The sequence below is a fragment of the Leclercia sp. 1548 genome (genome assembly GCF_050435045.1).
Classification (GTDB): Bacteria; Pseudomonadota; Gammaproteobacteria; order Enterobacterales; family Enterobacteriaceae; genus Enterobacter; species Enterobacter adecarboxylatus.
Genome location: NZ_JBNDJP010000003.1, coordinates 134,659 through 157,696, shown reverse-complemented (window position 1 = coordinate 157,696; position 23,038 = coordinate 134,659). Strand labels below are relative to the sequence as shown.

Here is a 23,038-nt window from a genome sequence, read left to right as displayed (position 1 = left end):
CCACGCCAGCAGGTATTATCTGCTGGCTTTTTTCGTTTTCACTTGCGCTAAAGGGAACAGTTAATGCTCTGGTTAATGACGATGGGACGCCGTCTGAACGGTGTTTATGCCGCCTTTTTAGTGGTGGCTTTTATGATGGGCATCGCCGGTGCGCTGCAAGCCCCGACCCTGAGCCTGTTCCTGAGCCGTGAGGTGGGCGCCCAGCCATTCTGGGTAGGGATTTTTTACACCGTCAATGCCGTCGCCGGGATCCTGGTCAGTCTGTGGCTGGCGAAACGATCGGACAGCCAGGGCGATCGCCGCAAGCTGATCCTCTTTTGCTGCGCGATGGCGATTTGTAACGCGCTGCTGTTTGCCTTTAACCGTCACTACCTGACCTTATTGACCTGCGGCGTACTGCTGGCTTCGCTGGCCAATACCGCCATGCCGCAGCTGTTTGCCCTCGCGCGGGAATATGCCGACAGCTCGGCGCGTGAAGTGGTGATGTTCAGCTCGGTAATGCGTGCTCAGCTGTCGCTGGCGTGGGTTATCGGCCCGCCGCTGGCCTTTATGCTGGCGCTTAACTATGGCTTTACCGTCATGTTTTCTATTGCGGCGGCCATTTTTGCTATCAGTCTGGGGCTGATAGCCTTCGCGCTGCCGTCGGTTTCCCGGGTGGAGTCAGCGAGTGCCGTACCGGTGACGCAGATCAGCGGCTGGAAAGACAAAAACGTCCGCCGGCTGTTTATCGCCTCCACCCTGATGTGGACCTGCAACACCATGTACATCATCGACATGCCCCTGTGGATCAGCAGCGATCTGGGCTTACCGGATAAGCTGGCCGGGATCTTAATGGGTACCGCCGCCGGGCTGGAGATCCCGGCAATGATTCTTGCTGGCTACTACGTCAAATACTTTGGTAAGCGGCGGATGATGGTGATTGCGGTGGCGTCGGGCGTGCTGTTCTACTTTGGGCTGATCCTCTTTCACAGCCATGAAGCGTTACTTGCCCTGCAGCTGTTTAACGCGGTCTTTATCGGCATCGTCGCCGGGATTGGCATGCTCTGGTTCCAGGATTTGATGCCGGGGCGGGCAGGTTCAGCCACTACGCTGTTTACCAACAGTATTTCAACCGGCGTGATTCTGGCGGGGATTATTCAGGGAGCGCTGGTGCAAAGCTATGGTCATGCCGTGGTGTACTGGGTGATTGCAGCCATCTCGCTGGTGGCGTTGGTGCTGACCTGGCGGGTAAAAGAGAGTGAAATTCTGGAAGGCGGCTTCACGAAATGACGGCCGATTCTGACAGCAGGACGGAATACGAATAGAGTTCACGCGGGTGCTTGAGGCTGTTTGCCTGAAGCATTGCTGGAAGGGTAAACAGAAGAAAGCCCCACTCAACATAACGTTGATGTGCACTGCACCCATTTAGTTGGACTCTCAAACTGGAGAGTCCTATGCCCGGACGTAAATATACCCTCGAAGAACGCCTTGCAGTCGTTATGCACTATCTTGCTGGCGATGAAGGCTATCGGTTAACTTCAGCCCGTTTCAACGTTCCCAGAACCCAGGTAAGAATCTGGGTTGCAGCCTATGATGCTTATGGTGAAGAGGGATTAAAGCCCAGAGATAAGGGCGTATCCATCGATCCTGAAATCAGAATTGAAGCTGTGAAAGCCGTGCTTTCCGGACAGATCTCCCTTACCCAGGCCGCGACTAAATTCAATGTTGCTGGTGCATCATCTGTCGCCAAATGGGTAAAAGTGTTCAATGAGCATGGTGAAGAAGGGCTTCGAGCACTCAAGGTAGGCACAAAAAGGGTATCTTACATGGCTGAACACCCTGAACTTATTGAAGCCGCAGAGGAACGATCAAAAGAGCAACGGATTCATGAGCTGGAAAGGAAGGTCAAACGTCTGGAATTACGGATAGTTTATCTACAAAAGCTGAAAGCCTTAGTTCGGTAAGAGATAAGGTTCTCGTTGTTGACGAACTAAGGCAGCATTATCCGCTTGACCAGCTGCTGAGTATTGCCCGGATACCCAGAAGCACGTTTTACTATCATCTTAAGGCACTTAAGTCTCCTGGAAAATACGATGCAATAAATCGTCGAATCAGTGAGATATATGATGAAAACCAGGGTCGATATGGTTATCGACGGATAACGCTGGCGCTCAGAAGAGAGGGGGGCGTGATCAACCACAAAGCGGTCCAGCGCCTGATGAATGCTCTTGACCTTAAAGCAGCTATCAAAGTAAAGCGTTACACCTCATGGCGTGGCGAACGGGGAAGTGCTGCTGCCAATATCATGCAACGAAACTTCAAAGCCAGCCGGCCTAATGAAAAATGGGTCACAGACGTCACCGAGTTTGCTGTCAATGGCCGGAAACTCTATCTTTCTCCGATCATCGATCTCTTCAATAACGAAGTCATTTCATACAGTATTTCGGAACGCCCAACCATGCCGATGATTGACGACATGTTGATTAAGGCATTTGCCAGAATGGAGGCAAACAGCAAACCAGTACTTCATTCAGATCAGGGCTGGCAATACCGGCATCGATGGTATCAGTATCAGTTGCGTGAGTTTGGGGTTTTGCAAAGCATGTCCCGTAAAGGAAACTGTCTGGATAATGCCTGTGCAGAATGCTTTTTCGGGACCTTAAAATCTGAATGCTTTTACACCCGTAAATTCAACGATGTTGACGAACTGAAGATCGTTCTTGAGGAGTACATTCATTACTACAACACCCGGCGAATCAGCCTTAAATTTAACGGCCTCAGCCCGGTTGAATATCGCCTGAAAACCTATCCGCTACGAATTTGATATGGTGATTTTCATCAAGGAAGCATCATAAATAAAATTATGATAAGGCGTAATCAGCTTGCGCAGGATTTTTACATTTTTGATGATAGTGTTAAGGATATCATCCAGTTATCAAGCCTGCTCAATATCTGAAATGAATAGGGTATAGGTCCGCTATGAGCGACAAGCGGAAATCCGCCTGGTGTTAGAGATATGCTGTGAGCGATGGCCGACTCTGCTCATCAGAAGGTTAAATGTTACTTGCAAACATTACAGGGCATTGATTTTGCAAAACTATGCCTCTTAAAATTCAATTGGTTGTTTTATTTGCTCACTTGCTGAATATGCTTGCCTGGTTATATTTATTCATGTTCCCCGCCGTTAATTCTATTTCTTTAAATTTTTTCAGCCAGCGCACTCGCAGCAGAAGCACCGAAAGAGGCTGCCGCCGCCACACAACAGGCCAATAACGCCCTGTTCAGCCAGCTGCCTTTCTCCGATAACACCGACTTTACCGATGCCCACAAAGGCTTTATCGCCGCACTCCCCGCAGAGGTAATCAAAGGCGAACAGGGCAACGTAGTCTGGGATCCGCAGCAGTACGCTTTTATTAAAGAGGGCGATAAAGCGCCGGATACCGTCAACCCCAGCTTATGGCGGCAGGCGCAGTTGATTAATATCAGCGGCCTGTTTGAGGTGACGGACGGGGTGTATCAGATCCGTAACCTCGACCTGTCGAACATGACCATTATTGAAGGCGCCACCGGCGTGACCGTGGTCGACCCGCTGGTCTCGGCGGAAACGGCAAAAGTCGGGATGGATCTCTACTTTAAAAACCGCGGCCAGAAACCGGTGGTGGCGGTGATCTACACCCACAGCCACGTTGACCACTACGGCGGCGTGCGCGGCGTGGTGAATGAGGCCGACGTCAAGGCCGGTAAGGTGAAAATCTATGCCCCGGCCGGCTTTATGGAAGCAGCGGTGGCAGAAAACATTATGGCCGGGAACGTGATGAGCCGTCGCGCGAGCTATATGTACGGCAACCTTCTGAAACCGGATGCCAAAGGCCTGGTCGGTGCCGGGCTGGGTACCACCACCTCCGCCGGGACCGTTACCCTGCTTGCCCCAACCAATATCATCGAAAAGGATGGTCAAAAAGAGACCATCGACGGTCTGACCTATGACTTTATGTTGGCACCAGGCTCAGAAGCGCCCTCTGAAATGCTCTGGTATATCGAAGAGAAAAAACTGATTGAATCCGCCGAGGACGTGACCCATACCCTGCATAACACCTACTCCCTGCGCGGTGCCAAAATCCGCGAGCCGCTGCCGTGGTCGAAATACATCAACGAAGCCATTGTGCGCTGGGGTGATAAAGCCGAGATCCTGATGGCCCAGCACCACTGGCCGACCTGGGGCAATGAAAACGTCAATAAACTGCTGAAGAGCCAGCGCGACCTGTACCGTTACATCAACGACCAGACCCTGCGCATGGCGAACCAGGGCCTGACCCGGGACGAAATCGCCGCCAACTTTAAACTGCCGGATTCGCTGGCGCACACCTGGGCCAACCGGGGTTACTACGGCTCGGTGAGCCACGACGTGAAAGCCACCTACGTGCTGTATCTCGGCTGGTTTGACGGCAACCCGGCCACCCTGGATGAACTGCCGCCGGAAGAGGCCGCGAAGAAATTCGTTGACTACATGGGCGGCGCGGACGCCATTCTGCAGAAGGCCAAAACCGACTTCGACCAGGGTAACTATCGCTGGGTGGCGCAGGTGGTGAGCAAAGTGGTGTTTGCCGATCCAAACAACCAGGCGGCCCGCAACCTGGAGGCGGACGCGCTGGAGCAACTGGGTTATCAGGCCGAATCGGGCCCGTGGCGTAACTTCTACCTCACCGGCGCACAGGAACTGCGTAACGGCGTGGTGAAAGGCCCGACCCCTAACACCGCCAGCCCGGATACGGTGCGGGCGATGACTCCAGAGATGTTCTTCGACTATCTGGCGGTGCACATCAACGGCGAGAAGGCCGGGACGGCGAAATCGGTGTTTAACATCGATCTTGGCAGCGACGGCGGTAAGTACAAGCTTGAGCTGGAAAACGGAGTGCTGAACCACACCGCCAACGCCGAAGCGACCGATGCTGACGCCACCATTACCCTGAATCGCGACACCCTGAACAAAATCATCCTCAAGGAAACCACACTGAAACAGGCCGAGGAGAACGGCGCGGTGAAAGTGACCGGTGACGGGACAAAACTTGATGCCATGCTGGGATATATGGATAAATTTGAGTTCTGGTTCAATATCGTGACACCGTAAGTTATATCCCTGCAGGCTTCACTTTAGCCTGCGGGGAATTAATACCAGTAACGTCCGCTACTGGCACCAGGCGGACATATTCACGGTGTTACAGGTCGACTATGAGCGAAAAGCAGAATTCAGATATCAAGATGGAGGCGGGGACTTAAAGCAAAGATAACATGGCTGCGTAACCGGGTTTGCCCGGTAGCGGTTTTTCAGCCGGAATTAGCGAAGACAGGCGCCAGGTTCATACAAAACAGCACGGCCTCTGGCCGCGCTGTTTATACCTTATGCGGATATTATTTCAGGTGGTTCTGCAGCGCTGCGCCCGCCTGCTCCAGCGCGGTTCTGACGGTGGGCTCCTGACTTAACGGGTTCAGCAGCCCGTAGTCGTGGATCATGCCGTTATAGCGTGTCACGGTCACAGGCACGCCGGCGGCATCCAGCTTGCGACCGAACGCTTCACCTTCGTCACGCAGAACATCCAGTTCTGCTGTCTGGATTAAGGTTTGCGGGAAACCTTTCAGCTGTTCAGTGGTGGCACGCAGTGGCGAGGCAAGAATATTATTACGGTCTGACACGTTAGTGGTGTAGTTATCCCAGAACCATTTCATCATGTTTTTCGTCAGGAAATAGCCGTTTTCATACTGGTTATAGGATGTGCTGTCAAAATTCGCATCCGTTACCGGCCACAGCATCACGTTATAACGGATCTTCGGCCCGTTAAACTGTTTAGCCTGCAGCGCCACAGAGGCCACCATATTTCCCCCTACGCTGTTACCGACCAGGCCCAGACGGCTGCCATCGACGCCAATTTCCTGACCGTGTTCAGCCACCCATTTGGTTGCTTCATACGCCTGGTTAATCGCGACAGGGAAGTGGGCCTCCGGTGACGGCGTGTAGTCCACATATACCGCCGCAGCGCCGGATGAACGAACCAGGTCGCGGATCAGACGTTCATGGGTCGGGAAATCTCCCAGCACCCAGCCGCCGCCATGGAAGAACATGAATACAGGAAGGGTGCCGGTCGCGTTGTCCGGTTTCACGATTTTCAGTTTTATGGATTGCCCGTTTACCGTGATGATTTTTTCTGCAACCTGCGCAGATGGCAGCGTAACGCCCTTCTGTGCCCCGATCAGTACCTGACGGGCCTCCTGCGGGGTCATTTGTTCCATGGGCTTCCCGTCACCGGAGTTCAGCACGTTGAGAAATGCCTGCACGCCGGCTGTGGGGGCAGGGAGGTTGACTGGTTTTTCGGACGCCACAGCGGTGGCGGATGCGAAAAGAGCAGAAGTCAGGACAGCTGATACGGTTTTCATGATTAAGCCTCTTTAGATGTGTGTTGATTGTATTATTCAGTTGGGCGCCGGTTGTTCCGGCATTAATCTTGTATGCATAATGCTTGCACGCAATATTATTTCAGTCAAACTTTATTTGTTCATCTTTTCTGGACATTCTGGCTTTGCATTATTTAAGTCTTTTAAAACAGTTGATTAGAAGAGAATCCATTCTGATCACTGGATTCAGCTACTGATATGCTCTGCCAGCCGTCTCCGGCCACAGCCAGTGTTCTGCTAACTGCCCTGCGGCTGGCCGGACCTGGGGCTGACCACCGTCAATACGGTTCTGCGCAGTTTCGTTGGAATCCCGACGTTCCTTGCTATCTCTCCTCAAAACATGTGGCGTATTAACCGACACAGACCCGGGGCAGGTAATCCCTTGTCTGCCTGGCTGACGTCTGAGCGAGTGGTCTCTCGTTTACGTTGAATATAAAAGTAAACGATCACTTATATAAATACAATGATTTTTTATGTGCTTTTTTCGGGTGTTATGTGAATGACGTCGCTGGCGTTCATGAGAAGGGGTCAGTAAGCATGAGATAATCACGGTATTCAAAGAAATGCCCGGCCCTCGCTGCTGAGCAGAAAACAAACCGGTTGTTCGGAAAATGCCACAGGGAGAATGCAAATAAGGCAAAATTCAGGACACCTGACCCGGCTTTTATGACCGGTCTTGGTAAAATTATGCGCATCGCCTTGTTACCGGCATTTAACTTTTGCGAATTTAACTTGCATGCAATATTCTTTATAGCAAATATTATTTAAACAATTCTGGTGTGTTTGCATGGAGAAAATTAAATGCAAAAAAACAGCATCTTAGAGGAAAAGCTATGCTTTTCTTTGTATTCGGTAACAAACGCGCTAATCCGCCAGTATCGGCCCTTGCTGAAAGAGTTTGACCTGACCTACCCACAGTTTGTCGTGCTTATGGCCCTTTACGAGCAGGACAATATCCCGTTACGGGCGCTTGGCCAGAAGACATTATTTGACTCGGGAACGCTGACGCCGCTTGTACAAAAACTTGAGGCGAAGGGGTTTCTGAAAAGGATGGCTGTCGCCGGAGATGAAAGGATGAAAAATGTCGTTCTTACTGAAAAGGCGAATGAGATGAAAGAGGCTCTGCTGGATCTGCCTGGTAAGATGAGATGTACCATGCAGATGAACGATGAAGAGTTAAATCTGCTTCGGCAACTGTCGGCTAGTCTGCTGAAAGACTTGTAAGGCTTAGTGCCGGTGTGGCATGGACGGGAAGCACAGTCCGGCAATTCAGCGGTACACCAGAAGATTGCGGCAGCCGTCCATTTTTCCCGGAGGGAATTGCTCTGACGCAGAGCAACAGCGATGGCCGGAGCAGTGTCAAAAATGTTATGAGCGGCGGGGTGAAGGATGCATCCTGATTCCCCGTCATGAATGGGACGGAAATTCGGGATCCCCGGCCGGATTTAAGCCTTGTACTCGCAGAATGCATGCTCTTTTTGAGCATGATTTCCTCGTTTGAACCTAGTAAAAATTTCGCTTACTCAAAGATTCACATTTGGGGCAGTTACAGCCCATCTGTACCGGGCGGCAAAAGATTTGAGCTGCCGCCCCAGGGCGATGCGTATTCGTTCCATGACCATCTATCCTCGCCAGGACGAGTCCCGTCCACGCCAGCAGTGTTAATCCCATAATATCTGAGCGCTGTAAAATAACGTTGCATTTATATAAATGATCACTTACTTTTATATTTGTCGCGACGCAAACGGGCAGCTTTTAGCTTCGGCGTCAACTAGGCAGACAAGGGATTACCCGCACCGTGTCTGCATCGTTCAATCCGCGGGATACCCGGAAAGGAAATATCATGGAACACCCGAATATGACTGAAGCTGCAGGAAACTGGATCAACGGTAACTGGAACAACGGAGGCACGATAAGACAGGCGATAAGCCCTTCAACAGGCCAGCCACTGGGAAACTACCTGGACATCGGCACTGACGAAGCACGTCAGGCGATCGAAGCCGCCCGTACTGCCTTTGACACGACAAGCTGGTCCAGAGATCGCTCCCTGCGCTCACGTGCCCTGTTTGAACTGGCCGACGAGGTCGCAAAACGGGTGGACGAGATAGCAATCCAGCTGGCACGCGAAGGGGGCAAGCTGCTGGCGCAGACTCAGTGGGAGCTGGCATTAACGGTGGAGTGGCTGCGTTATGGTGCCGCCACGGCACTGCTGCAGACCGGCGGGCGCGCCCTTGAAGCCGCTCCGGGAATGCATTTCCATTCCGATCCCGAACCTCTTGGCGTTGTGGGCGTTATTTCGCCATGGAACTCACCAATCATACTGTCAGTGCGCGCTGTCGCTCCCGCCCTGGCTGCCGGATGTACTGTGGTGCTGAAACTGCCGCACCAGACCGCGCTTACCAATGCCCTGTTTTCCCGTGCAATCGCTGCAGTCAAATCGCTGCCACCGGGTGTACTGAATGTGATCACCGAAACCGGGAGTACAGGCGCTTCCATGCTGGTCGACTCCCCTCTGGTGAACATGATCAGCTATACCGGCAGCACTAAAGTAGGCCGCCTCATTGCCGCCAACGGCGCCAGAACGCTCAAACGTCTGAATCTGGAACTGGGCGGCAAAGCGCCGCTGATCGTATTTGATGATGCAAACCTTGATGTGGTGGTGCCGCAGATCGTCATGGCACTGGTCGCGATGAATGGTCAGTTCTGCTGTACCGGTTCACGGGTACTGGCCCAGCGTGGCATCGCCGACCGGTTGCGCGCTGCACTGATCGAGGCTTATCAGAATGTCCGGCTCGGCGAAAGCGAAGACCCGCAGGCGCAGCTTGGCCCGTTGATCGACAAGGCCAGTGTTCAGCGCGTTGACGCCGTGGTCGCGGCTGCAGGATCGTATGCAAACATTCTGGTGCGCGGCGGCCCCGTAAATGAAGGCCCTCTGGCCTCAGGCGCGTTCTACCGCCCCACCCTGATCGAAGTACAGGACCTGAGCACCGATGTCATCCAGTCTGAAGTCTTCGGGCCGGTCCAGACTTTCGAGATTTTTGATGACGAAGCTGATGCAATCATGCGCGCAAACGCTACCGAATTCGGTCTCGCCGCGTCGGTGTTCTCAGACGACACGGCGCGTGGCCGGAGAGTTGGCAAGTCTGTTCAAGCCGGTCATATCTGGCTAAACTGCTGGGGCGTTATGTCCGAGCACTTCGAACAGAGCGGCTTCAAGCAAAGTGGTATCGGCGTCCTCTGCGGGCCACGTGCGATTGAGCAGTTTCAGGAAATCAAGGTCTATGCGAGCGTTGAGGCTACGCCGGCGTCACTCTGACGTTTATCGCCTCGTATCGCCAGTTCGTCCACTGCGCGGCTGACCTGACCTGCAAACTGAGGACGACACTACTCCGGTGTCGTCCTTGTGTTACCTGAATGGAATAAAATGTGAAAATGAAAACTGATGCAGACAAGCCCCTGCGCGGGCGTCCCGTGAATGAGCATGCGCGTGAAGAACGCATGACCCAGATCCTCAACGGGGCCCGAACCTGCTTTATACAACGCGGGTTTCACGCCTCATCTATTTCCGAGATTGGTGCGGCTGCAGGGGTCAGCGTTGCGAACATTTACCAGTACTTTCCGAGCAAGGACGTCCTCATCACGGCGCTTATTGAACTCGACCTGCAGCGGCATCACAATCTGATAAGCCGTTTCTGGAGTACTGATTTCAGTCGCAAGGCGATTGAAGAGTTGCTGGCAGAGATTTTCCTCACACCCGAGGGGCACGCGGTGGCGGTTTTACGTGCTGAAATCGCCAGTGAAGGTGCGCGTAACACACATGTTGCGGAACTCCTTCGTGATTCAGAAGCTGGCCTGATTGACAGCGTCCATAGCAGGATACGCGCGGCCCAGAGCAGCGGCCAGATATCTGCCGGACTCGATCCGCATGCAGTGACAGAGCGCCTGTCCCTTGTTTTTGAAGGCCTCATGCGCCTGTACCTGTTCTCCCCGGACAATGGACAGAAACTCATCGAGCTGTATTACCGCCAGTTTGCCGATACGCTTCAACTGAAGTTTTGACTTCCTGTCTACGGGAGAAAATGAAGGTGGCGCCAGGCTAACCAGGGCTGAATTATCGGCCGATACCGGAGCCTGGCATAACGATAATACATGCACGTTGCTGGCACAAAATGACAGCCCCGCCTGTCCGTTAAACCAACTTTCACACCTTTTTAAGATGCCCCTGTATGCCAATTAAATGTAGGTTAACCTCCCGTAATGAACGAAAAACCTCCTTTGACAAGTGAAGCGGAAGTACTGGCCGAAGAACTGCGCGAGATAGTGAGCGCGTTTATTCGAAATGTACGCATATCAACCGGCACAATTCGCACATCCCAGTATGAAACCCTGGATCTGCTCGATACGCACCATGCGCTTTCTATCGCTGAACTTGCCAGCCTGCGGGGTGTAAAACATCAAAGCATGCGTCTGGTAATCAATGAACTTGAGCTTCAGGGTCTGGTGCAGCGGCAAAAAAATCCGCAGGATGCGCGGGCACAACTGATTGTACTAAGTGAAAATGCACGTGCCCTACTGGCCGACGCACGTGCAAAGCGAGTTGAGTGGATTGCGGCACGGTTAGATACCCGGCTCAGTGAAGCCGAACGCGGGGATCTGCAGAAAGGTCTGGCAGCACTGCACAAACTCCTTTAGTTCTGCTTTAGCTGACTCAACACCTGTGCCAGTGTGTTTAGCCCCCAGTGCTCTACGTATTTTCCTTCAGCAATCCGGACCATATCTATCACTGAAATGTTGACAGCTTTACCGGTTGGAGCGACCCCCATCAGTTCACCTGTATGCCTGCCCGTTATCGTTTTACGCGTGGTGACCCAGTCTCGTTCGGCAATCTGATCTTCTATATTGACCTGCAAATCTGTAAGCGCGGGGCGAAGGATCTGGTCAAAGGTACGCCACAGACTTTCACGATCGCCGGCAGTGCCTTCCGGCGCGGATCGATTGATAAAACGGTCAGCCACTAATACGTCAAATGCCTCGCGGCTGCCTTCGGCAATAACGTACTGATTGAAGCGTTGCACGACAATTTTATTTTGCTCAGACATGAAAACCCCCATATATACAGTTTAACTGTATATATTAAAGCAGATCCTGACCCACTTTGAATAGTGAAGTTGTGCGGTCAGATGTTCAGGACGTACCTGAGTTTTTCTCAGTTTGTTTCTGGCACAAAGCGGGCCTGCCTTGAGGATTATGTCCGCGATGAAGAAAAAGCGAAGAATCGGTTGTTCTGGCAGGAATACCCGCTACGCGCCCACAGGTCCCTCCGGTCTGGACTGATGGGGCCGGAACGCAGGTGGCTGGGGCAGTTTCAGTGGATATAATTACTGTGGATTTGATCCCTTACCAGCAGGCAGGTATCGGCAACAGGGTGAAATTGTGGGGTAAAAAGGTCCTGATTAATGATGATGCGTACGCTGCCGGTACCGTTGGTAATGAGCTGACGTGTGCGCTTGCTCCGCGGGTACCGGTCGGGGTTATTTGGTTTTCAGCGCGGTAAGCGTACCGTGCACATTCCTGCTGCATTTCCACGCCAGCGCTGCCAGTACGGCACCCATAATCATCATCGCACTCAGCGCAAGCTTCTCGTTTACCGGCAGAGCCATCGCCAGTAAACCGGCAGAGGAGCCGCCCGCCATCTGGATAAATCCCGCCAGGGCCGAAGCCACGCCAGCCTGCTGTTTATAAGGTTCCAGTGCAAAGCTGGTTGCCGGGCCGACCGTAAAGGCCAGACCGGCTACCGAAATAGCCACCGGGAACATATACAACGCCCAGCTGGTTTGCATCTCTGCCGGGAAGATGGCCATGCCTGCCAGCATCGTCACAGCACCACAGGCCATTGCCAGACTACCAAAAGCCAGACAGATGGAGCGGCCCAGTTTGCGGATGATTTTATTTACCAGCACGCTGCCCAGCATAATCCAGAAGCCATTAGCGCCAAAGGCTATGGAAAACTGCAGGGCAGAGAGTTTGCCTTCGGTCATCAGCACCTGCGGAGCCAGCGACACGTAGGTCAGCACCATGCCCATTGCACCCGCATTAGCAAACGTAAAAGCAAGGAAGCGGGGTTCACGCAGGATTCTGGCGTACTGGACAAGCGGAAGTGCCTTGACTGCCAGCGTTCCGGCCGGACGTGTTTCAGGCAGGAAACGCAGGATCATCAGGCCAATGACCAGCACATAACTGGCAAGAAACCAGAAGGGGGCACGCCAGCCAAACGCACCGGCCAGGAAACCACCCAGCATCGGTGCCAGTGCCGGAACAATATTCAGGGCACCGTTAAGAAAACCGTAGGCTCGTGCCGCTTCCTCGCCCTCAAGACGATCCCTCACGCCGCTGAACGCCACCACGGCGGTACAGCAAACCGCGCAACCCTGAACAATACGCGCGCTAAGGAACTGCGGCCAGCCGGTTGCAGTGGCAGCCAGAATACTGCCCATCAGATAAAGCAGGATCCCGGTTATGGCTACAGGTTTACGGCCAAAATTATCAACCAACGGACCCGCAACAATCTGACCTAAACCCATGACCAGCAAAAACAGGGGAATGGTTGTCTGGATCGTGGTCACAGGCGTGTTCAGCCCCAGCGCAATGTCTGGCAGGGTAGGCAGGTAGAGGTCAATGCCCAGCGGACCCAGAAGCACCAGGCTGAGTAAAAGAAGCGTGAATTTTTGCATCGTGCGTGACAGCATCCATATAAAAGCGAGCCGCACAGGTTAGCGCAACCGCAGAAAAAGAAAAGGGTAAGTCAGCTCGTGGATCATCGCCATTATGGCTATGACAATTTCCCGGAGCACCGCCCAGTCCTTCATGAGCTCAAGCCAGTCCGTTACCTTTTTCTTATTCATAAATGCCTGTCAAAAGATCCAACAGGCTATCGCGTCCCGCCCTGTGGGCTGAATTTTTCACAAAGTCCGGTGGCGACCTGTAGCTACAGAAGTTTCAGCCGGGACAGATCAATTTTTTGCTCAGCGTAAAACAGGCCGTGACGTATTGCATCCGCAGACACCACTCAGCTGAACTTTCTGTTTTCGGTATAAATTTGAAATAGGTATCTACCAGCGCTGATGAACCCATGGGGATATTTTTTGTTGGTAAATCTTCTGCAGGGCGGTCATCACTTCATCTGAAAGAGCATTAATACTCCCTGCCTGCGCATTAGCCTCTGACTGAGCCTTGTTTTTGGCACCAGGGATCACGACAGAAACATCCTCATTCATGAGAATCCAGCGCAGGGCGAATGCGGCCATTGTGATATCACCAGGTACAAGGCGTCGTATTTCCTCCACGGCATCGAGCGCAACGTCGAAAGGCACACCGGCAAAGGTTTCCCCCTTATCAAACTGCTCTCCATTACGATTAAAAGATCGATGGTCATCGGCTGAGAATACTGTGTCCGTTTTCATTTTGCCGGTCAGCAGGCCTGAAGCCAGCGGGATGCGAGCAATGATCCCCACCTCCCGGCGCCTGGCCTCACGCAGCAACAACTCAGCAGGACGCTGCCTGAAAATGTTGTATATCAGCTGAATGGATGAAACGTTCGGGTACTCAAGTGCCTTAAGCCCCTCTTCCACTTTTTCAACAGAAACCCCATAGCTGCGAATTTTTCCTGCCTTCATCATTTCATCCATAACGGCGAAAACTTCAGGCGTGTAATAAATTTCGGTTGGCGGACAGTGCAGCTGAACCAGGTCCAGCGTTTCTGTTTGCAAATTATCGCGGGAGCGATCGACAAACTCGTTGAGATTTTTTTCTGTGTAACCCGAGGCTACATGGGGGGAAAGACGGCGGCCAATTTTAGTCGCAACAAAAGGACGTTCGCCGCCCCGATCTTTTAATACCTCGGCAATGATTTTTTCAGAACGTCCGTCACCGTAAACGTCAGCGGTATCAATAAAGGTCATACCTGCGTCCAGTGCCGCGTGCAAAGCGCCTTTCGCATCCTCCAGGCTGACTTCCCCCCACGTTCCACCGATAGCCCAGGCTCCGAAGCCAATTTCAGATACGCTTTTACCGGTTTTACCAAGAATTCTGTTCTTCATACGTTATCCCTTACTGGCTGAACTGCAATGAACGCGTCGGCTTCAATCACCTGCGTTTACGACTGTGATAACAGAGCTTAGCGTTTACCTGGGCTGAATTCTTATGCTAAAAGATGTGCCCGATTCACTGAAACGATTAATGAGGTTCATCATATAAATGGAGCGTATTGATTTCGCTGATCTTCAGGCATTCGTGACTGTTTTACGGTGCCGAAGTTTTAAACTCGCCGCCATTGAACTGGGTCTGTCATCCTCAGCCGTAAGCCATGCCATCCGGCGACTTGAAACCCGGCTGGGGGCCAGACTGCTAAACAGAACCAGCCGATCGGTATCGTCAACGGCGCTGGGCCAGGAGATAGCCGAAAAGCTTTCGAGCGGGTTTGATACGATTTCTTCTGCGCTGGATACTGTCAACGCGCCTGGCCGTGGACGCTTTGGTGTATTGCGTATTAATGTCTTTGCCGATGCTGCTGCGCAATTGATTTCGCCTTCCCTGAAAGAGTTTGCGACAAGATGGCCTGATGTCCGGTTGACTGTTGTCGTAGAAGACCGGCCTGTCGATATCACCGCCGAAGGATTTGATGCAGGTATGCGGTATGGGCATCTGGTACCCGAAGACATGGTCGCCGTGGCACTGACCGGCTCTCAGCGCTGGATAGTGGTAGGCTCACCTGATTATGTAAATCGTTATGGAACACCGAACAGGCCAACTGAATTATCCGCGCATAACTGCATACAGCTGTTACTTGGGAATAATGCCAGTTTCCGCTGGGAGTTTGATGCGCCTGAAGGAAATTTCAGTATGCGTGTACCGGGTTCTATCACTCTGAAAGACACGGCGACAACAATTGCAGCGGCCAAAGCCGGGATTGGTCTGGCTTATGTGCTGGAATCGCGTGTTCAGGCAGAGCTTACAGAGGGGACTCTTATCAATGTCATGCCCACGCATTCTGCATATGGCGATCCTTTTCACATGTATTACAGTTCTCGTCGATACGTCCATCCCGCTCTGCGTAAGCTTATCAATATCATTCGGACTAACAACGGGTTGCAGCCTTTACCGGATTTACCTCATGAAAAGCAGAATAGTCAGCAAAGTAATTTTAGAGAACGTGCGTTGCGATAAAAAATGATGTCAGTAATGTCTGTTATTAGTCCCGGATGGTCATCTTCATGGCATTGAAGACCGGATAGCTGACGTCTTCAGAAAACAATATGTCCGCTCTGAGCGAACAGCGGACATAAGTTACACACCGGAAGGGCTGGGATTTATCAGGACACGAGGCTTCATGGCGGTCATGAGATCAGAGAATTCCTTCTCTGACACTTTTACTGAAGCACCGCTTTGTGAGGACTGCAGGCAGGCGAAACCCGAGCGGATAACTGCGTTAACCGTCTGTCTGTTGAATGTTGTGTCGACGTTGCGCTCTGTCAGATATAACTCAGTTGTTTCTTCAAGCAATATTTCAATGATTTCGAGTTGTCGCGCCAGTAAAGCGGGGGTTTTACGAATAAAGGCCTGTATTTCTCCGCCTCCGGGTTCAGCACAGTTCACCGCAAATTCATTAAGCGCGTGTTTGAGCGCTTCCCAAATGTCTTCCGAAGCCAAAAGTTCTCTGAATCGTTCCAGAAAGCGGCTTTTAAAAAGATGAACAGAATCCAGAAGCACGTCCTCTTTAGTAGGGAAGTACCTGAAGTAGGAACGCTTTGACATCCCCACGGTATGAGCAATCATTTCTACCGTGGTTTTTTCATAGCCGTATTGCTGAAAAAGCTCAAATGCAGAAACAGCAATCTGTTCTTTTATGGCCTTTCGGGCCAAAGCGCGTGTATTCATATTTTTAATTTATCTGGATTAGCGTTAGCTCAGTGCGCTACAGGTTAAAGAAAGAGTCCACCTAATCTCTCCGGTGGACTCCATGATATTACAGGGTAAAAAGGTTCAGGCAAATCACAGCCGTTTAACCCAAGTTCTGGCGGACCCATTCATCCATTTTGGTGCCCGCCCGACCCAGTACTTTCTGAACATCATCTTTAACCACAGCCTGATAGGCCAGTCGTCCTTCGGCCGCCAGTTCCATCGTAATGGCAGCACTCTGCATGTAGTAACGGGATCCTGTATCCTCAATTGAAGAAAGATAAGACCGCTGGCCTGCCGGCTCAATTGGCTCGTATTTTATTTCCTTTCCAAGATGTCTGGATAAGATATCTGCCACTTCTGTTCCACGAAGAACTTCAACGCTCAGGTGGTAATCCTGCCCGCCATGCTTCTTCGGACCTTCACGCAAGACCGCCGCGGCTACGGCGGCAATATCGGCGGTACAAACCCAGCCTACGGGAACGTCACCAGGATAGCCCATAAAGGACCCCGTTTCTTTAACTGATGGAGTTCGGGCCAGTATCGTATCTGTGATAATGTTCGGGTGAAGGTGAGTCCAGGCTAAGCCGCTTGCCTGAATGTAGGTTTCGATTAAGTCATGCCATACGAAGTGTGGCTGAATATCCCGGCGGGATGTGAAAACACCCAAGTGGACAATGTGTTTTACGCCCGCATCAACCGCAGCATCCACAAATTTTTTGCTCTGATAGAGCATATCCGCCGTATATCCCGTTAACAGAAATACCCTGTCAACGTTTGCTAAAGCAGGAGCAAATGTCTCAGGATCGTTAAGGTCCAGCGTTACCGCATTTCGCCCCTCGTTCTGCCATTTTCTGGTTGTTTCCGGTCGGCTGGATGACAAAATGACCTCAACGCCATCGCTGTTTTTGTCAAATTCTGTCACTACCTTTGAACCCACGGAGCCGGTCGCTCCTAAAACTAAAACCCTCGTACCCATAATCATGTCTCCATTAACGTAATGTAGTTCGGCACTTACATTACAGCACGGATAGTCACTTAGTGCACATAATGACACTTGGTGACATTTTTGGTGATTTCCTCTATTGCTTGGGTACAGGGGTTCCTGGATCCTCCCCCTTCCTTGAGTAATGTCCGCTTTTGGCACAACCCCGACGTTGCGACTATCCGTTATGGTCGCAACGTCTGCGTAATAAACTGACCATTAAAAAGGTGACGCTTTTTATTCCGTTGGATTATTGCTGGCAGAGTGAATCATTAGAAGATCCTCAATCATCCCTGGGCCAACAGGTTTCCATGCCAGACGTTCCTGGGTAAGCGTACCGGAAGCCGACATATCATGGTTAATAAGCAAACTCATCCAGCCAAAATGTTCTTTTGCATCTTTAGCTGCGATACGCTTAACCGGCACCTTCAGAGCATAACCGATAACCTCAGCCAGACTGCGTAGTGGGATCCCTTCTTCGGCTACCGCGTGATAACGACTGTCAGGAATATTTTTCTCTAGTGCGCGTAAATAGACTTCAGCCACATCGCTGATATGCACCGCTGACCATCGGTTTTGACCATCTTCGACATACCCGGATACGCCTTTCTGGCGGGCAATTTTAATCAGTTCTGTAATTAATCCTTGTTTATTTATGTCGTGAACCTGCGGCAGGCGTACTACCGAGACGCTAACACCGCGCTTCGCAACGGCAAGTCCTGCTAATTCCGTGGCCCGGCGAGGGTTGGGATTTTCGGCATTGAAGTTATTTTCTGTTGCCAGGGTAGTATGGCCTGTCGCGCCCATTGCAACGCCCGAGGTAATAATTAAGGGTTTCTGAGTCCCTTCCAGCGCGGCTCCTAGTGCTTCAATCACACGTCGATCATTTTCACAGTTGGCAACAAAGGTAGAGAAATCGTGATTAAAGGCCGTATGGATCACGCTATCCGCCAAAGCGGATCCGCGCTGCAGGCTCTCCAGATCGTCTAAATTACCGAAGTAGGGCTCAGCGCCTGTGGCAGCAAGATGTTTTGCCCCTTCAGCGCTTCTGACTAAACCAAGCACCTGATGTCCCCCAACAATGAGTTCACGAGCAATGTGTGAGCCGATAAATCCGGTCGCACCGGTAAGAAAAATACGCATATGTAATTACCTTATGTCAGGAAAGGCTTGTCGCCGATTGACAATCAATATAGGGATCCACGTTAATACTGACTATGCTTGAAAGTCGCTATTAATCGTCCAATCGTCCAATCGTCCCGAGGTTGTATGGATCCGCTCTCAGAACTCCTATCGTTACTTAAACCCCAGAGCTACGCTTCGGGCGGACTTGCACTGAAACAAAACATGGCGATTGTCTGGCCTCATCATGAGGGCATAAAGTGCTACTCCGTGGTGTCTGGTCAATGCTGGTTATCCGTTGAAGGAATAGCCGACAATCTGCTGCTCACTACCGGTGATTGCTATCTTTTGCCGCCCGGACCGTCCTTTACCCTCGCAACCAGTCTGTCTGTTGAGCCTGTCGATTTCTGTACTCTTCGCGCGGAAAGGAAATTGGGTAACACGGCTGATGGCGGCGGGCCCGATGGATGTTTCGTGGTGGGGGGGCATTTTGTTCTGAGTGGGCATCACGCCAATATGTTGTTGGGCGCACTACCACCGATTGTGCATATCAAAAAAGAAGTTGATAAAACGGCGATGAGATGGTCGCTTGAACACATGACAAAAGAAGTGCTTAACCCGCAACCCGGTAGTGCATTGATTATCCAGCAGATGGCTTACACCATGTTGATACAGGCGCTGCGTTTACATCTTTGTGATGAGAGCCGTTCCAGTGTGGGCTGGCTTTTTGCACTGGCCGATAAGCAACTGAGCGCAGCCATTAGCACGATGCACAGCGATCCTGGCCATAACTGGACGCTGCAAACGCTGGCTGAAAATATAGGTATGTCGCGCTCAAGCTTTGCCAGACATTTCAAAGAAAAAGTAGGCACTTCACCGATGGAGTACCTTACCCGCTGGCGCATGTTGTTGGCCTGCGATCGTCTAAAAAACACCAGTAACTCCGTCGCACTGATTGCCAACGCTATGGGTTACGAGTCTGAAAGTGCATTTGGTAAAGCGTTTAAACGTGTGATGGGCTATTCACCCAGGCAACATCGTTAAATGGCGTCTGAAAAGAGAGGATGCCTGCAATTTTTACATTGCTGGAGTAGCCTGACGACGGTGACTTGCCCCCATCATGCCAGACAGCCGTCATTTCGGCTGGTTTATATCTCCCCCCACTAAGTAATATATGCGTCTCTGGCAAGGTCCGCTTCTGGCACAAAGCGGACATTCCGACCTTTAAGACTCTTTCTGCCGTCAGTTAGCCCAGTCTTCCAGGACAAGGCCAGGCACACGCTCAAACTCACGTACATTGTTCGTTACCAGCACTGCGCCGGCGGCGATGGCATGCCCGGCGATCGCCGTATCGTTCGGACCGATTGGCGTCCCGGCCGCAGTCAGTGCGGCCTTAATCTCCGTGGTTGCGTCCACCGCGGCGCGGTCCCAGGCGAGGATTGCATCGAGGCGGGCGCAGAAAGCTTCGACAAGCAGGCCGTGGCGGGGAGATACCTTCTTTCCGATCGCACCGAAACGCATCTCTGCATAAGTAATGGCCGAAACCACGATGCGGTGATTCCGCAGCACTGCCTGCTCCAGCCGTTTAATGACAGCTTCCGGCTGCTCACGCATGATGAACGAGCAAATGTTGGTGTCCAGCATATAGGTCTTGATCACAAGTCAAACCGTCCTTCATCGCTGACGACGTCCCCACGTTCGGACATAAAGTCTGAGTCGGCTTTTTCGAGCTGAGTAAACGAACCCCATGTTGGACGAACGGGACGAAGGATGATGCTGTCACCTTCCCGGACGATTTCCAGTTCGCTCACTCCCTCAAAATCCAGGTCGCGGGGCAGACGGATAGCGCGATTGTTACCGTTTTTGAATATCGATACGGTTCTCATAGTATTTCTCCTGATAGGTTAGCCTTAAAGCATATCCTAAGTATATGCAGATGTTGGGCATATGTATAGATATAACTACTTCGGAGTGATAGAGGTGCAAATGCGGTGCATGCAAAAATGCTCTACATACCTCAATTAATCTTTTCTTCACCTAAGATCTGAATAACCAGAATCGGATCTTGCTCAATTAACTGGTGCAGTACAGATGGTTGCAGAAACAAGGAAGTGCATGGAGTAGGAGGCAGTTGAATGGATGATTTTGCTGTGGAAGAGTTTATTTAACTTTTGCAGGAAACAAAAAAGAGCCCATGTATTCCATGGACTCTTTCTGGGATGCCTCGATTATTCTGTCCAACTTTTGGGGGTCAGTACATCATCGCTGGAAAGCAATAAGGAGGCTGGAATGCCAAAACGTACTCTGCTGTTAGGTTTGTTGATGATCTGTATGACGTTACTGATCTTCACCTGGATGGTTCGCGGCTCGCTGTGTGAGCTGCGATTCAGACAGAAACAGACAGAGCTGGCGGCAGTGTTAGCTTACGAAGTGAAACGTTAAGGCAAGGGCGGGGGAGACAATTCCCCGCCTTTCCAGACGTTGAGGTTGGCTCAGGCACCTTTTTTAATGGCCCGCTTTGCGGGCCATTAAATCACCCCATAAACGCAGGCTGTTTGTTCTCGTAGGCGGCAATTGCATCTTCATGCTGCAGCGTCAACCCGATGCTGTCCAGGCCGTTGATCATGCAGTGGCGACGGAATGCATCGATAGTAAAACCATAGGTTTTATCCCCGGCTTTCACTTCCTGCGCTTCCAGATCCACTTCAAACGTTATCCCCGGCTGGCTCTGCACCAGCGCAAACAGCTCGTCGACCTCTTCATCGCTTAATGTTACCGGCAGCAGCTGGTTGTTAAAGCTGTTGCCATAGAAGATGTCGGCGAAGCTCGGCGCAATCACGACTTTGAAACCGTAGTCGGTCAGGGCCCAGGGCGCATGCTCACGGGAAGAGCCACAGCCGAAGTTTTCCCGCGCCAGCAGGATCGACGCGCCTTTAAATGCCGGGAAGTTCAGCACGAACTCCGGGTTCGGCACTTCACCTTTGTCATCCAGGAAACGCCAGTCGTTAAACAGATGGGCGCCAAAACCGGTGCGGGTGACCTTCTGCAAAAACTGCTTCGGGATAATGGCGTCGGTATCGACGTTGGCGGCGTCCAGAGGGACCACCAGGCCAGTATGTTGGGTAAATTTGTCTGCCATGATGGTCTCCTTATTTCAGGCTGCGAATATCGGCAAAATGGCCGGTCACTGCGGCTGCCGCGGCCATCGCCGGGCTGACCAGGTGTGTGCGCCCGCCGCGCCCCTGACGACCTTCAAAATTACGGTTACTGGTAGAGGCGCAACGCTCACCCGGATTCAGGCGATCGTTGTTCATGGCCAGGCACATGGAGCAGCCCGGCAGACGCCATTCAAAGCCTGCATCAATGAAAATTTTATCCAGGCCTTCGGCTTCCGCCTGCGCTTTTACCGGGCCGGAGCCTGGTACCACCAGCGCCTGCACACCCGGCGCCACTTTACGGCCTTTCGCCACTTCTGCCGCCGCGCGCAAATCTTCGATACGCGAGTTAGTGCAGGAGCCGATAAACACTTTATCAATGGCCACGTCGGTCAACGGAACGCCCGGTTTCAGCCCCATGTAGGCCAGAGCTTTTTCTGCGCTGGCGCGCTCAACCGGATCGGCGAACGAGGCCGGATCAGGAATGCTGTCGTTAACGGAGATCACCTGGCCCGGGTTCGTTCCCCAGGTGACCTGCGGCGCGATGGCCTCGGCCTGCAGCGTCACCACGGTGTCGAACTGCGCGCCCTCGTCAGTTTTCAGGGTCTTCCAGTACGCCACGGCGTCGGCATAATCCTGGCCTTTCGGTGCATGCAGACGATCCTTCACATACGCGAAGGTGATCTCATCCGGGGCAACCAGACCGGCTTTTGCGCCCATTTCAATGGCCATGTTGCACAGGGTCATACGGCCTTCCATGCTCAGGGCCTGGATTGCGCTGCCGCAGAACTCCACGACATGACCGGTGCCGCCTGCGCTACCGGTTTTGCCGATGATCGCCAGTACGATGTCTTTGGCGGTAATGCCCGGCGCGGCCTGGCCGGTGACTTCGATCTTCATGGTTTTTGCGCGGCCCTGTTTCAGGGTCTGCGTCGCCAGAACGTGTTCCACTTCCGAAGTCCCGATCCCGAACGCCAGCGCACCAAAGGCACCGTGGGTGGCGGTATGGGAATCCCCGCAGACGATGGTCATGCCTGGCAGGGTAATGCCCTGTTCTGGCCCCATCACGTGAACAATGCCCTGATACGGGTGGTTCAGGTCGTACAGTTCCACGCCGAATTCGTTGCAGTTCTTGATCAGCTCCTGCATCTGGATACGCGCCATCTCACCGGAGGCGTTGATGTCTTTCGTCTGCGTCGAGACGTTATGGTCCATCGTGGCAAAGGTTTTGCCAGGCTGACGCACCGGACGATGGTGCGCACGCAGGCCATCAAACGCCTGCGGCGAAGTTACTTCGTGAACCAGGTGGCGGTCAATATAGAGCAGCGGGGTTTCGTTCGGCGCTTCGAAGACCACGTGCGCATCAAACAACTTTTCGTACAACGTCTTCGCCATG

22 protein-coding genes are annotated in these 23,038 nt (G+C 52.3%); 11 read left to right on the top strand and 11 right to left on the bottom strand.

The window, feature by feature from the left end; all coding sequences use genetic code 11:
• Positions 1-63 precede the first annotated feature (63 nt).
• The 3 genes from ABIE02_RS10285 (at position 64) to ABIE02_RS10275 (ending at position 5,107) form a co-directional block, all read left to right on the top strand.
• Positions 64-1,269, top strand: coding sequence for a sugar efflux transporter (locus ABIE02_RS10285; RefSeq protein WP_336994882.1), 1,206 nt, complete (start codon positions 64-66; stop codon positions 1,267-1,269).
• A 164-nt stretch (positions 1,270-1,433) separates the two neighbouring features.
• A protein-coding gene (locus tag ABIE02_RS10280; protein ID WP_204231843.1) for an IS3 family transposase occupies positions 1,434-2,803 on the top strand; the annotation gives its coding sequence in 2 pieces (ribosomal slippage) (positions 1,434-1,917 and positions 1,917-2,803; 1,371 coding nt in all).
• A gap of 378 nt (positions 2,804-3,181) precedes the next feature.
• Positions 3,182-5,107 (top strand): alkyl/aryl-sulfatase, encoded by a 1,926-nt coding sequence (locus tag ABIE02_RS10275; protein WP_059308740.1) that lies wholly within the window; start codon positions 3,182-3,184, stop codon positions 5,105-5,107.
• Positions 5,108-5,388: 281 nt separating this feature from the next.
• On the opposite strand, the gene ABIE02_RS10270 is transcribed toward ABIE02_RS10275, so the two are convergent.
• Complete coding sequence (locus tag ABIE02_RS10270; protein WP_117386236.1) at positions 5,389-6,408, bottom strand: alpha/beta hydrolase; 1,020 nt, start codon at positions 6,406-6,408, stop codon at positions 5,389-5,391.
• Positions 6,409-7,227: 819 nt separating this feature from the next.
• On the opposite strand from ABIE02_RS10270, the gene ABIE02_RS10265 reads away from it, so the two are divergent.
• The 4 genes from ABIE02_RS10265 to ABIE02_RS10250 all read left to right on the top strand — a co-directional run bounded on the left by ABIE02_RS10265 (position 7,228) and on the right by ABIE02_RS10250 (position 11,118).
• Complete coding sequence (locus ABIE02_RS10265) at positions 7,228-7,650, top strand: MarR family winged helix-turn-helix transcriptional regulator (RefSeq protein ID WP_032616499.1); 423 nt, start codon at positions 7,228-7,230, stop codon at positions 7,648-7,650.
• 619 nt (positions 7,651-8,269) lie between these two features.
• Entirely contained in the window at positions 8,270-9,742 is a 1,473-nt protein-coding gene (locus ABIE02_RS10260) for an aldehyde dehydrogenase family protein (RefSeq protein ID WP_200142211.1), read from the top strand.
• 116 nt (positions 9,743-9,858) lie between these two features.
• Positions 9,859-10,485: a TetR/AcrR family transcriptional regulator gene (locus ABIE02_RS10255; RefSeq protein WP_223263938.1), complete on the top strand. Its 627-nt coding sequence runs from the start codon at positions 9,859-9,861 to the stop codon at positions 10,483-10,485.
• A gap of 198 nt (positions 10,486-10,683) precedes the next feature.
• Positions 10,684-11,118: a MarR family winged helix-turn-helix transcriptional regulator gene (locus ABIE02_RS10250; RefSeq protein WP_117386235.1), complete on the top strand. Its 435-nt coding sequence runs from the start codon at positions 10,684-10,686 to the stop codon at positions 11,116-11,118.
• Here ABIE02_RS10250 and ABIE02_RS10245 read toward each other — a convergent pair.
• Positions 11,115-11,525, bottom strand: coding sequence for an ester cyclase (locus ABIE02_RS10245; protein ID WP_117386323.1), 411 nt, complete (start codon positions 11,523-11,525; stop codon positions 11,115-11,117). The genes ABIE02_RS10250 and ABIE02_RS10245 overlap by 4 nt on opposite strands.
• 185 nt (positions 11,526-11,710) lie before the next feature.
• Here ABIE02_RS10245 and ABIE02_RS10240 point away from each other — a divergent pair, with 185 nt between their 5' ends.
• On the top strand, positions 11,711-11,980 hold the full coding sequence (locus tag ABIE02_RS10240) for an alanine racemase C-terminal domain-containing protein (RefSeq protein WP_117386234.1): 270 nt from the start codon (positions 11,711-11,713) through the stop codon (positions 11,978-11,980).
• Here ABIE02_RS10240 and ABIE02_RS10235 read toward each other — a convergent pair.
• Positions 11,958-13,157 (bottom strand): multidrug effflux MFS transporter, encoded by a 1,200-nt coding sequence (locus ABIE02_RS10235; RefSeq protein ID WP_164539867.1) that lies wholly within the window; start codon positions 13,155-13,157, stop codon positions 11,958-11,960. The two genes, ABIE02_RS10240 and ABIE02_RS10235, sit on opposite strands and share 23 nt — an antisense overlap.
• Before the next feature lie 378 nt (positions 13,158-13,535).
• Positions 13,536-14,522, bottom strand: a complete 987-nt coding sequence (locus tag ABIE02_RS10230) for an aldo/keto reductase (protein ID WP_117386233.1) — start codon at positions 14,520-14,522, stop codon at positions 13,536-13,538.
• A 157-nt stretch (positions 14,523-14,679) separates the two neighbouring features.
• Here ABIE02_RS10230 and ABIE02_RS10225 point away from each other — a divergent pair, with 157 nt between their 5' ends.
• Positions 14,680-15,648, top strand: a complete 969-nt coding sequence (locus ABIE02_RS10225; protein ID WP_429211246.1) for a LysR family transcriptional regulator — start codon at positions 14,680-14,682, stop codon at positions 15,646-15,648.
• A 120-nt stretch (positions 15,649-15,768) separates the two neighbouring features.
• Here ABIE02_RS10225 and ABIE02_RS10220 read toward each other — a convergent pair whose 3' ends face one another.
• The 3 genes from ABIE02_RS10220 to ABIE02_RS10210 all read right to left on the bottom strand — a co-directional run bounded on the left by ABIE02_RS10220 (position 15,769) and on the right by ABIE02_RS10210 (position 18,508).
• Positions 15,769-16,359, bottom strand: a complete 591-nt coding sequence (locus ABIE02_RS10220; RefSeq protein ID WP_059308736.1) for a TetR/AcrR family transcriptional regulator — start codon at positions 16,357-16,359, stop codon at positions 15,769-15,771.
• 124 nt (positions 16,360-16,483) lie between these two features.
• Positions 16,484-17,359 (bottom strand): NmrA family NAD(P)-binding protein, encoded by an 876-nt coding sequence (locus tag ABIE02_RS10215; RefSeq protein ID WP_059308735.1) that lies wholly within the window; start codon positions 17,357-17,359, stop codon positions 16,484-16,486.
• A 243-nt stretch (positions 17,360-17,602) separates the two neighbouring features.
• Positions 17,603-18,508, bottom strand: coding sequence for an SDR family oxidoreductase (locus ABIE02_RS10210; RefSeq protein ID WP_336994881.1), 906 nt, complete (start codon positions 18,506-18,508; stop codon positions 17,603-17,605).
• Positions 18,509-18,634: 126 nt separating this feature from the next.
• Between ABIE02_RS10210 and ABIE02_RS10205 the strand changes: the two genes are divergently transcribed.
• Positions 18,635-19,531: an AraC family transcriptional regulator gene (locus ABIE02_RS10205; RefSeq protein ID WP_336994880.1), complete on the top strand. Its 897-nt coding sequence runs from the start codon at positions 18,635-18,637 to the stop codon at positions 19,529-19,531.
• 198 nt (positions 19,532-19,729) lie between these two features.
• On the opposite strand, the gene ABIE02_RS10200 is transcribed toward ABIE02_RS10205, so the two are convergent.
• Both ABIE02_RS10200 and vapB read right to left on the bottom strand, forming a co-directional pair.
• Positions 19,730-20,146, bottom strand: coding sequence for a type II toxin-antitoxin system VapC family toxin (locus ABIE02_RS10200; protein WP_204231562.1), 417 nt, complete (start codon positions 20,144-20,146; stop codon positions 19,730-19,732).
• Positions 20,143-20,373, bottom strand: coding sequence for a type II toxin-antitoxin system VapB family antitoxin (gene vapB / locus ABIE02_RS10195; RefSeq protein WP_032616516.1), 231 nt, complete (start codon positions 20,371-20,373; stop codon positions 20,143-20,145). The genes ABIE02_RS10200 and vapB overlap by 4 nt, the downstream gene beginning before the upstream one ends.
• 403 nt (positions 20,374-20,776) lie before the next feature.
• Here vapB and ABIE02_RS10190 point away from each other — a divergent pair, with 403 nt between their 5' ends.
• Positions 20,777-20,929 carry a Hok/Gef family protein gene (locus tag ABIE02_RS10190; RefSeq protein ID WP_059308732.1) on the top strand — a complete coding sequence of 51 codons (153 nt, stop codon included), beginning with the start codon at positions 20,777-20,779 and terminating at the stop codon, positions 20,927-20,929.
• 91 nt (positions 20,930-21,020) lie between these two features.
• Here the strand turns inward: ABIE02_RS10190 and leuD are convergent, their stop codons facing one another.
• A complete protein-coding gene (gene leuD / locus ABIE02_RS10185) occupies positions 21,021-21,626 on the bottom strand; it encodes a 3-isopropylmalate dehydratase small subunit (protein ID WP_059308731.1) in 606 nt (201 codons plus the stop codon).
• Between the two features lie 10 nt (positions 21,627-21,636).
• Positions 21,637-23,037 carry a 3-isopropylmalate dehydratase large subunit gene (gene leuC, locus ABIE02_RS10180; protein ID WP_032616519.1) on the bottom strand — a complete coding sequence of 467 codons (1,401 nt, stop codon included), beginning with the start codon at positions 23,035-23,037 and terminating at the stop codon, positions 21,637-21,639.
• Between the last annotated feature and the right edge of the window lies 1 nt (position 23,038).